This window comes from Xanthomonas sp. BRIP62409, from assembly GCF_003992965.1.
GTDB lineage: Bacteria > Pseudomonadota > Gammaproteobacteria > Xanthomonadales > Xanthomonadaceae > Xanthomonas > Xanthomonas euroxanthea.
The window spans coordinates 19,473-31,945 of record NZ_QEZJ01000021.1 but is presented as its reverse complement, the minus strand read 5'-3'; the positions used below and the strand labels follow the sequence as shown (position 1 = coordinate 31,945).

The following is a 12,473-nucleotide window of genomic DNA, read 5'->3' as shown; positions in this document are numbered from 1 at the left end:
AGGCTTTTCATCTTCGTCAACCCCTCGTGAAGAGGAAGTTGCCGCCGCTGCACCTCAATCTGCCGAAGCATCTTTCCGTGTAGCGAGCCGCCCATCATAGCCGGCTTTTTCGTTTCGTCAACACCTTGTGATGTTTCCGATTCGCCCCGTTCGTTGTTGCGGTGCTTCGAGAAGCGCCGCCGTACTGAGCGAGGCCGCGCAGTTTATCGAGACTGTGCAGAAGTGCAAGCACTTTTTGACACTGGCATGACAGGGACCTTGTTGCGCCCAAGCACGGCCCTGGTTTCACGTGCCATGCGGTGTATCGGATCTGCTCCCTCTATCCAGGACATGGCGCAGGATTGACGCGGTTGAGCCGCGCGGCACTTTCCATGCAGGAGCTGCCGCGGTATCGATCAACGGCGCGCTCGGTGAAAATGCGGGCACCAGAGATAGAGAGCTCACGATGCCTCCTTCCCGCAGCCTGCTTCGCGATCTGTCCCTGCCTGCGATTGCCGCGGGCTTTGTCACGGTACTGGTGGGCTTTGCCAGTTCTGCGGTGATCGTGTTCGAGGCGGCACGTCACCTGGGGGCGGACCAGGCGCAGATCGCCTCGTGGATGTGGGCACTCGGGATCGGCATGGGTGTGACCTGCATCGGCCTGTCGCTGCGTTACCGGGTGCCGGTGGTGACGGCCTGGTCCACGCCGGGCGCAGCGATGTTGATCGGCAGTGCGGCCGGGGTGCCGTTGCGCGAGGCGATCGGGGCGTTCGTGGTGGCAGCGGTGCTTGGCATGCTGGCCGGCTTTTCGGGGTTATTTGAGAAGGCAATCCGGCGCATTCCGATCTCGCTGGCCTCGGGCATGCTGGCCGGGGTGTTGTTGCGCTTCGGGCTGGACCTGTTCGTGGCGATGCAGAGTCAGGTGTGGCTGGCGCTGGCGATGCTGGCGGCCTATCTGGCCGGGCGGCGCTGGTTTGCGCGCTATGCGGTGATCGCGACCTTGCTGGTCGGCGTGGCGATTGCGGCCGGCAGCGGGTTGATGCAGTGGAAGAGCGTGGAGCTTGAACTGGCCCGGCCGGTGCTGGTGGTGCCGTCGTTGTCGTGGGCGGCGTTGTTCGGGCTGGCGATTCCGTTGTTCGTGGTCACCATGGCCTCGCAGAACGTGCCGGGCGTGGCGGTGATCCGCGCTTCCGGCTACGCGGTACCGATCTCGCCGACGATCGGCTGGATCGGAGTGGTCAATACGCTGCTGGCACCGTTCGGTGGCTATGCCTTGAACCTGGCGGCCATCACTGCGGCGATCTGCATGGGCCGCGAAGCGCACGAGGATCCGGCGCGGCGTTACACCGCTGCGGTGAGCGCGGGCGTGTTCTATGTGCTGATCGGCGTGTTCGGCGCGACTGTGGCGGCGGTGTTTGCCGCCTTTCCGCGCGAGCTGGTGATGGCCATCGCCGGGATCGCCTTGCTGGGCACGATCGGCAACAGCCTGGCGGCCGCCTTGCAGCAGGACAGCGAGCGCGAAGCGGCCTTGATCACCTTCCTGGTGACCGCATCGGGGCTGACGTTGGGCGGGATCGGCGCCTCGTTCTGGGGCCTGGTGGCCGGAACGATCACCTTGCTGGTGTTGCGACCGCGGGCCTAGGGCAGCGATCAAAACGACGGCGCGCACCGCCAGGCGGGCGCGGCCGGTGCGCGGAGTCCTCAACACTGCGGTGCTTCCGCGCCGTCCGCACCCGGCTGGCGACTGCTCGCGACGTTTGTCAGCCACTGCTGGCCGCGGCAGACGATTCGGTTGCGGGCCGCGCTTATTCGGGGTCGCGCAGCTGCAGCAGCCAGTGGGCGGTGACGCCATTGGGGCTGGGCAGCGGTTCGAGGTGGAACTGGCGATAGACCGGCGCGCCGCCCTGCGAGCGCAGCGGCAGGGTGACATAGGCGGCGCGCCCTTGCCGCAGCGCGTCTTCGAGCAGCTCCACCTTGGACGGAGCGGCATCGCTGGCCAGCAGGGACAGGATGTCGCAACTGATCAGGTCGGCCACTTCGGTCTGGCTGAGTTCTGCGAAGGCCGGATTGACGAACATCAGCCGGTGCGCGTCCGCGGTGCCGCGTTCGATGATGGCCACACCATCGCGCAGCCGCGAGAGCGAGGCTTCGAGCAAGGTGAAATCCTGCTGGAAGCGCTTGCGCTCCATCAGTTCGATCAGCACGCGCAGGCTGCGCGCCGATTCCAGGTGCAGCGGCGACCAGCGTCGCGCGCGACCGCGCACGGTTTCCTGCCAGAGGTCGAAGCTCTTGCGTGGCGACAAGCGCGAATTGGGAATGTCCTGCAGCTTGGCCAGCTGCGGATTGCCGGCCCATTTGACCTGCTGCACCTGCTCGCGGCGGGTCCACAGCAAGGCGCTGCGCGACTGCGGCATCAGCGGCACGAAAATGAAACCGGCCGCCAGCGGGGCGAGGTCGGCCAGCTCGGGGAACACCTCGCCGATCGCATCCACATGCAGGGCGCCGACCGCATCTTCGCGCAGGGCGTCGTGGTGCTCGGATTCGATGTGGTCGCGGATGCGGCGCAGCGCGGCCGCGTCCGGGGTGCTGCCATGCCGGCTGATCTCGCCGCCGTGGAAGATCGCCACCCCATCGGCGTCGACCACGTCCATCAGGTCCGGCGCCATGTCGGCGAGCATTTCCACGGTCATCTGGTCGGCGTCGTTGAAGTCGGTGATCAGCTTCTCGCGCACGGTGAGCAGCACCGATTCCATGTGCGCGCGCGCCACCGCCTGCAATCCGCCGATACGCCCGGCCAGCGCGCGGGTCACCGCATCGGTGGCATCGCGCATGGCATGGCTGGTGAAGTGCGGGCTGTAGTGGTGGCAGGAGATCAGCCCCCATAGCGCATCGTTGACGACGATCGACGACACCAGCGTGGCGGTCACGCCCATGTTGGCCAGGTATTCCAGGTGCACCGGCGAGACGCTGCGCAGGCTGACATCGCTCAGATCCACCGGGGTGCCTAGACGCGGATGCAGCGTGGGCTCGATCGGCGAGGCCCGATAGCCGACATCGGCGATCTGGCGGACGCGGTTGCGCAGGTACAGCGCGCGCGCCTGGGCCGGGATGTCGGTGGCCGGGTAATGCAGGCCGAGATAGGCGTCCAGCTCGGGCTGGCGCGCTTCGGCGATGACGTCGCCATTCCACTCTTCATCGAAGCGATACACCATCACCCGGTCGAAGCCGATCATGCTGCGCAGTCCCTTGGCGGCGCGCACGGCGGCTTCGGCGATGCCGGGATCGCGCTCGATACTGCGCAACAACGGCAGTGCTTCGCGCAGGGTGACATCCATCAGGCGTGCGTCGCGCGGCTCGATCTCGACCAGCCATTGCTCCGGATACAGATGCCAGGCGGCCACCCACGGGTGGTCGGTGGCGGCCGCGCGCAGGGGGAAGCGCACGTCGGCATGCAGCAGATGCTGCGCTTGGTCCTCGACCACGAACGGCTGCTCGCCGGGCAGTTCCAGCACCTGGGTGTAGGCCATGCCCAGCAGCTCGGCCAGCGGCACCCCGAGCAGGTCGGCGGCGGTGGTGCTGGCCTGCACGATGCGACCATCGGCCGGCTCGATCACCAGCAAAACGCCGTACGGCTGGATCAGGCCGGGGATATGGATCGGCTCACGCGCACAGACATCCATGTCCAGGGGTTCGGTAGGCTGATTCACGCGCGCGGCTCCGCTGCAAGACAGGTGTGGAAGTGGGCAAACATGCGCTGCGCACCGTCGATGGCGGCCTCGCACGCGGATGCAGTGTCCAGGCGTTGGTCGAGCACCGCCTGGAAACGGCGCCAGCCGGCCGGATCGTCGTTGGCCAGTTCGAAATACCGCAAGGCGTCGGCCAGCGCCGGCTGCTGCTTGCGCAAGATGCGCGCGATCATCCGCCCACCCAGTTGCGAGCCTTCGATGACGTAGAGCATGCCCCAGCGCGCGGCATCGCTGCCGGCGGCGGGCGCTGCGATGGCCGTCTGCGGTTGCTGGCCCAGCGTGTGCAGGTCCTCGCGCAAGGCCGGTACGCGGCGGCGATACGGCCAGCCGCTACCGGTCAAGGTGCTGAGCCAGTCGCTCAATTGCACTTCGAAGCCGGCCAGCAAGGCATGGTGCCGGCGCAGGATCAGCGCGTACGCGGCGCGATCGACCCGCCCCTGCCCCAGCGCCTGCATCAGCGGAACCGTTTCGACCAGGCGATGGGTGTCCTGCGTGGCATGGCGCAACGCGAGCGCGGCCGAGGGCGGAACAGCCAGGGTGTCAGGACACATAGGGAGTCGAAGCGGTGCTGCGGTGCGGAGTGCATCAGCCTAGCAGCGACTGCGCAAATCAGATAAAGCGGGCGCGAGCACAAGCTGAATAGGTTGGCATCAGCCTTGGACTGCGGGGGCCACGCCGGCGCCCCGCCCTGCCCGCTTCCAGGCCATGACCCAGCCTGCGGCCAGCAGGAGACCCGCCAGCAACCACGGGGCGCCAGGCAGATGCAGCGGTGCGCCGCGGCCGATGAACCAGGCGAACACATTGGCAAACAGCAACGGACCGGCGATGCCGGCCAGGCTGACCAGGCTGGTCAGCGCGCCTTGCACGCGGCCCTGCGCATCGGCGCCGACTTCGCGGGTGATCAGGGCCTGCGCGGCCGGTGCGGCGATCGCCCAGAACGCGCTGATCGGCACGCCGACCAGGAACGCGGCGCCGCTGTCGGCCAGGCCGTAGATGACGAAACCGACCACCCCGCAGCCCAGGCCCAGCAGCAGCGCACGGCGTTCGCCCAGCCAACGCACCAGCCGGCCGACCAGCAGCGCATTGACGATGATGCTGCACACGCCGACGCCGGCCAGCACCCAGCTCACCTCGCGCGGGCCCCAGTGATACTGGTAACCGGCGAACAGCACGAAGATGCTGGGGTAGACGTAGTGCGCCAGGTTGGCCAGGAACACCACCGAGGCCAGGCCGAGTACCTGCGGATAACGGCGCAGCAACTTGAGCGCGCCCAGCGGGTTGGCATGGGACCAGTCCAGGCGTGGCGTGCGGCGTTCGGCAGGCAACGATTCGGGTAGTACGAACCAGCCATACAGCACGTTCAACAGCGCCAGCCCGGCGGCAAACCAGAACGGCCAGCGCAGGCCGATGCTGCCCAGCCAGCCACCGATCAACGGACCGGCGACAAACCCGATACCGAAGGCCGCGCCAAGCATGCCGAACGCGCCGGCCCGTTTGTCGGCCGGGGTGACGTCGGCAATGTAGGCATTGGCGGTGGAGAAGCTGGCCGAGCACACCCCGGAGATCACCCGCGCCAGCAGCAGCATCGGCAGGGAATGGGCGACCGCCATCAGGATGAAATCCAGGCCCAGCCCCAGGCACGAGAGCAGGATCACCGGGCGGCGGCCGTAGCGGTCGGACAGGGTGCCCTGCAGCGGCGAGCAGACGAACTGGATGGCGGCGAACAGGAAACCGAACCAGCCGATCCAGCCGGCCGCGACGGCGTAGTCGCCCCCGGTGAACTGGCGCACCAGATCCGGCAGCACCGGAATGATCACGCCGAAGGACAGCACGTCGATCAGCACGGTGATGAAGATGAAAATCAGCGCGGCGCGGCGCCGGCCCGTGGCGGGAGCGGAATCGGCGGAGGGAGACATCGCGCAGCGCAGGTAGCGAGGCGGGAAGTGTAGTTGCGGATGGAGATCGGTTGCCGGGGGCACTGATGGAATGCGGACCCAAGCGCCGCCTGGCAGCTGGTGCTGAGTGCCTGGATGGCCGCCGGCCCTCATCCGCCCTTCGGGCACCTTCTCCCGCGAGCGGGAGAAGGAATGGCATGGTGCCGGTGATCGGTTATTCGACGCTGATGGTCTGGCTCAGCGTGTGGCTGGCGCCGGGGCGAGTTCGATCACGTCCGGGCCGGCATTGGCTGCTGCCAGGGCCGGCACCTTCTCCCGCGAGCGGGAGAAGGAATGGCATGGCGCCGGTGATCGGTTACTCGACGCTGATGGTCTGGCTCAGCGTGCGGATGGCGCCGGGGGCGAGTTCGATCACGTCCGGGCCGGCATTGGCCGCTTCCAGGGCCGGCATCTTCTCCCGCGAGCGGGAGAAGGAATGGCATGGTGCCGGTGATCGGTTACTCGACGCTGATGGTCTGGCTCAGCGTGTGGCTGGCGCCGGGGGCGAGTTCGATCACGTCCGGGCCGGCATTGGCCGCTTCCAGGCAGACGTAGTCGCGCCAGCCATCGCCCACGTCGGCCATCTTTTTGCCGGCCTCTTCGCCCGGGTTCCAGGCCACCAGCGAGCGGCTGCCCTGGGTGGCGATGACGATGCGGCGGCCGAGCACCGGGTCGGTCAGGGTGTAGCGCCCGCCGGCGTTGGTGTAGATGCGGTCGCTGCGGCCGGGGTCGCGCGGATCGCGCAGGCTCCAGTCGCCTTGCTGGCGGTGGACGGTGGCGTAGTTCTCGTACTTGTCCAGGTAGTCCAGCCCGTCCAGGCCCTGCACGCTGACGGTGAGCGCGTCGCCGACGCGGAAATAGTTGTGCAGTGCCTGGGTGAAGCGCACCGGGGCCGGGCTGGTGTTTTCAGTGATCAGGCGTTGTTCGAGGGTGCGGCCGATGCGCAGGGTCATGCGCAAGCGCAGCGCCAGGTCATCGAAACTGGGCGGGGTCAGCGTGAGCACCAGCGTGCCGTCGTCCTCGCGCCGGCTCTCGGTGAGCTGCCAGGGCACGGTGCGCACGAAGCCGTGCGCGGGGACCTCGCCGGTCTGGTCCTGGCGGCCGAAGTATGGCCAGCACACCGGGGCGCCGCCGCGGATCGGGGTGGGCGGCTGCTTGGCGGTGGGCGACAGCCACATCACGTCCTGCCCGCCCTTGGGCACGAACGACAGCAGCTGGCCGCCGAACAGGCTGATGGCCGCGGTGGAGAACGGGGTGTCGATCAACAGCGAGGGGAAACCGTGGAAATCGCCTGTGCGCAGGCCGGTGAGGTCGGACATGGGAGGTGCCTTCTGGACGATGGGGGATTGGGCAAATGCGGGGTACGCGGCCGGCAGCGTGAACGCGGTGGCGCGGACAGCAGCCGCGCCGGTCGCCGGCGGGACGGCGCGCAGGGCGGTGAGGATGCGTTGGCCGGGGCGGCCGTCGGCCGGCTGCAGGCCCAGGCGGGCCTGTTCGACCTGGATGGCGCGCCGGCTGGCGGTGCCGATCATGCCGTCGGCCTCGCCGATCAGGTGGCCGCGGGCCAGCAGCAATTGCTGCAGTTCGCGCCGTTCGGGGCGGCCCAGGCCGGGGTCGTCGGTGGGCCAGGCGGCGACCAGGCCGGGGCCGCCGCGCAGGCGATCGGCGAGCAAGGCGATCGACAGCGCATAGCTTTCGGCGGCGTTGTAGGCATAGATCGCGTCGTAGTTGCGGAACACCAGGAACGCCGGGCCGGTGGCGCCGGCCGGCAGCAACAGGGCGGCCGGGGCATCGGCGGGCAGGCCGCTCGGCGCCAGGGCCTTGCCGTCGCTGCCGAGCAGCCCTGCGTTCTGCCAGGCCTGCAGCGGCTGGCGCCGGGTGCGGCCGGCCTTGCTGGCGTCGAAGCCGGCCGGCAGGCGCACTTCCATGCCCCAGGGACGGGCGCGCTCCCAGCCGGCCTTGACCAGGTAGTTGGCGGTGGAGGCCAGCGCGTCGGGAATGCTGACGACCAGGTCGCGGCGGCCGTCGCCGTCGCCATCCACCGCGATGCGGGCATAGGTCGAGGGCATGAACTGGGTCTGCCCGAAGGCACCGGCCCAGGAGCCGGTCAAGCCATCCGGCGACAGGTCGCCTTGCTGCAGCAGGCCGAGCAAGGCGAGAAATTCGCCACGGAAAAACGGCTGGCGGCGGCCGGCGCACGACAGCGTGGCCAGCGAGACCAGCAGCGGGCGCTTGCCGGTGACGCGGCCGTAGTCGCTCTCCACGCCCCAGACCGCCACGATGGTGGCCGGATCGACGCCGGTCTGTTCGGACAGACGCGTGAGCAGGTCGCGATGGGTGACCAGCATCGCCCGGCCGTCGGCCACGCGCTGGCTGTCGACCAGGCTGGCGAGGTAGTCCCAGATCGGGGTGGTGAATTCGGGCTGGGCATCGAGCAGCGGCAACACGCTGGGATCGGGCGCCAGGCCGGCGGTGAAACGCTGGAAATCGGCGGCCTGTACGCCCTTGGCGGCGGCCTGGGCCTGCAGGCCGGCCAGGCAGCGGTCAAACGCCGGATCGGCGCAGGCGATCAGCGGCAGCAGCGCCAACAGCGCGGGCAGGAGGCGCCGGGACGGCATCACGGCGCGATGGCCGGCGTGTGGACGGAGGTCATGCGGTGGAGCGCTCCTGCGGCAAGTCGAGCCGACGAGGATAGCCAACCTGGCTGGTTGCAGGCGTGCAGGTGGCAATTGTCGCGATGTCGCCGCGTCAGCGTGCGCTGCGCTCGCTGGTGGCAACGTGCCGGGGTGAGGGTGCGGCGCATGCTTTCCAGGCCGAGGCGCGCCACCAAGCCGCTGGAATGACCGGATGAGGTGATGACCTTCCAGCGAGCGATGTCGCGTGCCGAGGCGAGATGCCGAACCGGCGCGCCTGGTGGATGCGCTGCGCCAGCCCAGCGGCGTCGATCGCCGCGCCTAGCTGCCGTCGCCGGTGATGCCGGTCAGCAGCGACAAGGCCGGGCTGGAGGGGCTGGCGTCGGACACACGGCGGGCACGGGCCCTGCGCGGGGCGTCGTGGCGGGGACCGAACCAGATCAGTGCAGTGGCCAGGCAGGCCGGCAGCACGATCGCAAACACCACGATGGCCGCAAGCACCCACTGCCAGAGATTGAAGGTTGCCATGATCGTGTCTGCCCCGCGGCGCGCTCCGCCGAGGCGGCAAGCTTCCGGGATCGGCTGCGAACGTGGCGTCGACAAAGCGTGCCGGTCCGTGCCGTTCGTCGGGCTGAACGGCTTCACGGCCTGCGGCCAGGGCGCAAGACGCATCCAGGCCTGCGCCCGCTCAGCGCGCGTCGAGGTAATACCACTTGCCGTCTTCGCGCACGAAGCGGCTGTGTTCGGTCATGCGCACCGCACTGCCGCCGCCGATACGGTAGCGGGCCAGAAACGCCACCTCGGCCGTGTCCGTGCCGGTGACGATGGCGCGTTGCACGGTCAGGCCGAGCCAGGTGGTGCGGCCGCCCTCGTCCAGCGACAACGCGGGTGGGCGCGTGGACGGATGCCAGCTGGCGAGCAGGTACGCCACATCACGGCGGACGTAGGCGCTGTAGCGCGCACGCATCAGGGTCTCGGCATCGGGCGCGGCGGCACCGGCGTGGTACTGGCCGCAGCACTGCGCGTAGGTGGCGGCGCGGCCGCAGGGACAGGGATCGGTGGGTGTGGAGGTCGGCATCGGGCGATTGTGCGGGAAGTGGGAAGTGGGAAGTGGGAAGTGGGAAGTGGAAGTAGGGAAGTAGGGAAGTGAGAAGTGGGGAACGGGGTTTCTGCGCGTTTATGCTGTCGCCCCCGTCGTGCGGAGCGCCGCCTTGCTGGACCTGATTCCCACCGAGTTGCCGTGGCTGCTGTGCATCGCCTTCGTCGCCGGGCTGGTGGATGCGGCGGTCGGCGGCGGTGGCTTGATCCAGCTGCCGGGACTGTTTGCGACCCTGCCGCAGCAGGCGCCGTCGCTGATTCTGGGCACCAACAAGTTCAGTGCGATGTTCGGCACCGCTGCATCGGCCTGGCGCTATGCGCGCAACGTGCGCTTTCCGTGGCGGCCGGTGCTGTACGCCACGGTGGCGGCGTTTACGTTCTCGTTTCTCGGCGCGACCGCAGTCAGCCTGATGCCCAGGCAGGCAGTGCGGCCGCTGATCCTGGCGCTGCTGATCGCGATGCTGATCTACACGCTGATCAAGAAGGACTTCGGTGCGCTGCATCGCCCACGCCAGATCGGCCGGCGCGAACTGGCAACTGCATTGGTGATGGGCGCGGCGATCGGGTTCTACGACGGGTTCTTCGGCCCCGGCACCGGCAGTTTCCTGATCTTCCTGTTCATCCGCTTTTTCGGGCTGGACTTTCTGCGCGCCTCGGCCGCGGCCAAGGTGGTGAACCTGGCCACCAACCTGGCGGCACTGTCGTTCTTCCTGCCCAGCGGCCAGGTGATGCTGGCGACCGGCATTCCGATGGCGGTGGCCAACGTGGCCGGTGCGGTCGCCGGCACACGGATGGCACTACGCGGTGGCACGCCGCTGATCCGCACCTTGTTCCTGGTGCTGGTGATCGTGCTGATCGGCAAGATGGGCTGGGATCTGCTGCACGGCGTTTAGAAATCCACGCTCAGCGTCGCCGACAAGGTGCGCGGCGCGCCTGGATAGTTGGTGGTCTGCGTCACCGGCTGCTCGATGTAGAACCGGTTGGCGACATTGCGCAGCATCAGCGCCAGTTGGTAACGGCCGCCAAAGCGGTACGCCGCCGACGCATCGAAGCGCGTGTAGCCGGCAATGCGGTAACTGTTGGCGAGATTGCCTTCGCGCTCGCCCACATGCACCGCGCCGGCGCCCAGGGTCAGGCCATACAGCGGCCCGCTGGCGACGTGGTAGGTGCTCCATAGGCTGGCACTGACGCGCGGCACGCCGCGCAGGCGGTTGCCGACCGGGATGACGGTGTCGCGGGTGACCTGCGCGTCCAGATAACCGGCGCCCAGGATCAGGCGCCAGTTCTGGGTGAGCTCGCCGGTGATGTCCAGCTCCAGCCCGCGCACGCGTTGCTGGCCGGTGACCAGCACGAAGCCGCTGTTGTCCGGATCGTTGCTGGCGACGTTGTCCTTGGTGATCTGGAACGCGGCGGCGGTGGCAAGCACCCGGTTGTCCAACAGCGCGCCCTTCAGGCCGACCTCGTACTGGCGGCCGGTCTCCGGTGGCGCGCTGCCGCCGGAAAACAGCGTGGCGCTGCGCGGGCGAAACGAGGTGGAGGTGTTGGCGTACAGCGACAACTGCGGCGCCGCCTTCCACACCACCCCGATGCGCGGCGAGGCGCGTCGGCCGTCCTCGCGGGTGCGCGCGCCGTTGTCGATGGTGGTCTGCTGCACATCGTCCCAGCGCACGCCGGCCAGCACGTCCCAACGCTCGCCGATGCTGATCTGGTCCTGCAGGTACAGCGCGGCATAGCGCGCATCGACGTCGATGTCGCGGGCCGGCACATAGGTGCCCGGCAAGGCGCCCTGCACCGGAGTGCGCACGCTGATGCGGGCCAGCGGCGCGCGCGCTTCGTCGGTGTGGCGATGCGCATCGACGTACTCGGCACCGGCCAGCACCTGATGGCGCAGCGGGCCGGTGGCAAAACGCGCCAGCGCTTCGGTCTGCGAGGTCGTTGCGCGCACCTGCTGGTCCTGGCGCACGGCGCGGCGCTGCAGGAAGGCGCGGTCGGCGCTGAAGCCGGTGAAGTCGGCCACGTCGCGGCCGCTGTCGCCGTCCTGGTGATTGAGGATCTGGCGCAGCGTCAGCCAGTCGGTGGCGTCGTACTCGATGCGGCCGCGTGCCGTGGTCGCGCTGCCGTGATTGCGCGACCACGGCTCGCCGAAGCTGCGCTGCGCCGGCCCACGCACCACCCCGTCGATGGCGACCAGGCCGCGATCGCCCGGGCTGGTCTGGCGGGTGTATTCCAGATCCAGGTCGGCCCGCAGCTGCGCGGACGGCCGCCACGCCAACGAGGGCGACTCGCCGAAGCTGCGCTGCGCCGGGCCACGCACCACCCCGTCGATGGCGACCAGGCCGCGATCGCCCGGGCTGGTCTGGCGGGTGTATTCCAGATCCAGGTCGGCCCGCAGCTGCGCGGACGGCCGCCACGCCAACGAGGGCGAGACGAACACGCGATCGCCATCGGCCTGCGCGTCCTGGAAGCTGCCGGTCTCCTGCGCGGCGGCGCTGAGCCGTGCCGACACGGTCGGGCCCAGCGGGCCGGTGACGCTGGACTGCACGCGGCGCAGGCCGTGTTCGGCCACCTGCACCGATGCATTGCCGCCAAACACCGCGTCCGGGCGCAGCGTGACCAGATTGATCACCCCGCCGGGTTCGCCGCGCCCGTACAGCACCGCCGCCGGGCCCTTGAGCACTTCCACCTGGGCGACATTGGCCAGATCGCGCACGGTCTCGGTGAAGTTCTGCGCCGGGTTGAGCAGGATGCCGTCGACCGCATACGAAGACGCCTCGAAACCGCGGATGACGAAGGTTTCCGAGCGATTGCCCTGGGTGCCGCCGGGCTGCACGTTGGAGACATTGGCCACCACATCCACCAGCCGGGTGAGCTGCTGTTCGTCGATGACCGAACGCGGCACCACCTGGATCGCCTGCGGAATGCGCTCCACCGGCGTCTGCGTGCGGGTAGCGCCGGCGGCTTTTTCCGGCCGGTACAGGGCACGCTTTTCGCTGACCACGATGGCATCGAGCAGGCTGGCCTCCTGGGCGGAGGCCGGCAATGCAGCAAACAGGGACACGAACAACAGGTGGCGAGGCGCGGCA

General features: G+C 68.9%; 9 protein-coding genes and 1 other RNA gene. 3 read left to right on the top strand and 7 right to left on the bottom strand.

What is annotated here, in order from left to right; all coding sequences use genetic code 11:
- Positions 1–445 precede the first annotated feature (445 nt).
- Positions 446–1,621: a benzoate/H(+) symporter BenE family transporter gene (locus EO170_RS12910; RefSeq protein WP_126945557.1), complete on the top strand. Its 1,176-nt coding sequence runs from the start codon at positions 446–448 to the stop codon at positions 1,619–1,621.
- A 54-nt stretch (positions 1,622–1,675) separates the two neighbouring features.
- Positions 1,676–1,745: non-coding RNA, sX9 sRNA (locus tag EO170_RS12905), on the top strand.
- 39 nt (positions 1,746–1,784) lie between these two features.
- Here EO170_RS12905 and bphP read toward each other — a convergent pair.
- The 6 genes from bphP to EO170_RS12875 form a co-directional block, all read right to left on the bottom strand.
- Positions 1,785–3,686 carry a bacteriophytochrome BphP gene (gene bphP / locus EO170_RS12900; RefSeq protein ID WP_126945554.1) on the bottom strand — a complete coding sequence of 634 codons (1,902 nt, stop codon included), beginning with the start codon at positions 3,684–3,686 and terminating at the stop codon, positions 1,785–1,787.
- Entirely contained in the window at positions 3,683–4,276 is a 594-nt protein-coding gene (locus tag EO170_RS12895; protein ID WP_119132616.1) for a biliverdin-producing heme oxygenase, read from the bottom strand. The genes bphP and EO170_RS12895 overlap by 4 nt, the downstream gene beginning before the upstream one ends.
- 99 nt (positions 4,277–4,375) lie before the next feature.
- Positions 4,376–5,641: a TCR/Tet family MFS transporter gene (locus EO170_RS12890; RefSeq protein ID WP_115678165.1), complete on the bottom strand. Its 1,266-nt coding sequence runs from the start codon at positions 5,639–5,641 to the stop codon at positions 4,376–4,378.
- Between the two features lie 476 nt (positions 5,642–6,117).
- The gene (locus tag EO170_RS12885) at positions 6,118–8,280 is read right to left on the bottom strand and encodes a lytic murein transglycosylase (RefSeq protein ID WP_126945551.1); all 2,163 of its coding nucleotides are present in this window, start codon (positions 8,278–8,280) and stop codon (positions 6,118–6,120) included.
- 333 nt (positions 8,281–8,613) lie between these two features.
- Positions 8,614–8,820: a hypothetical protein gene (locus EO170_RS12880; RefSeq protein WP_104586054.1), complete on the bottom strand. Its 207-nt coding sequence runs from the start codon at positions 8,818–8,820 to the stop codon at positions 8,614–8,616.
- A 160-nt stretch (positions 8,821–8,980) separates the two neighbouring features.
- Positions 8,981–9,370: a YchJ family protein gene (locus tag EO170_RS12875; RefSeq protein ID WP_126945548.1), complete on the bottom strand. Its 390-nt coding sequence runs from the start codon at positions 9,368–9,370 to the stop codon at positions 8,981–8,983.
- A 133-nt stretch (positions 9,371–9,503) separates the two neighbouring features.
- Between EO170_RS12875 and EO170_RS12870 the strand changes: the two genes are divergently transcribed.
- A complete protein-coding gene (locus EO170_RS12870) occupies positions 9,504–10,283 on the top strand; it encodes a TSUP family transporter (protein WP_181142098.1) in 780 nt (259 codons plus the stop codon).
- Here the strand turns inward: EO170_RS12870 and EO170_RS21770 are convergent.
- Positions 10,280–12,448 (bottom strand): TonB-dependent siderophore receptor, encoded by a 2,169-nt coding sequence (locus tag EO170_RS21770; RefSeq protein WP_241239439.1) that lies wholly within the window; start codon positions 12,446–12,448, stop codon positions 10,280–10,282. The two genes, EO170_RS12870 and EO170_RS21770, sit on opposite strands and share 4 nt — an antisense overlap.
- Between the last annotated feature and the right edge of the window lie 25 nt (positions 12,449–12,473).

Excerpts from the sequence above, each read along its gene's own strand:
- EO170_RS12910 (WP_126945557.1), top strand. The coding sequence starts at position 446 with ATGCCTCCTTCCCGCAGCCTGCTTCGCGATCTGTCCCTGCCTGCGATT.
- EO170_RS12895 (WP_119132616.1), bottom strand. The coding sequence starts at position 4,276 with ATGTGTCCTGACACCCTGGCTGTTCCGCCCTCGGCCGCGCTCGCGTTG.
- EO170_RS12890 (WP_115678165.1), bottom strand. The coding sequence starts at position 5,641 with ATGTCTCCCTCCGCCGATTCCGCTCCCGCCACGGGCCGGCGCCGCGCC.
- EO170_RS12880 (WP_104586054.1), bottom strand. The coding sequence starts at position 8,820 with ATGGCAACCTTCAATCTCTGGCAGTGGGTGCTTGCGGCCATCGTGGTG.
- EO170_RS12875 (WP_126945548.1), bottom strand. The coding sequence starts at position 9,370 with ATGCCGACCTCCACACCCACCGATCCCTGTCCCTGCGGCCGCGCCGCC.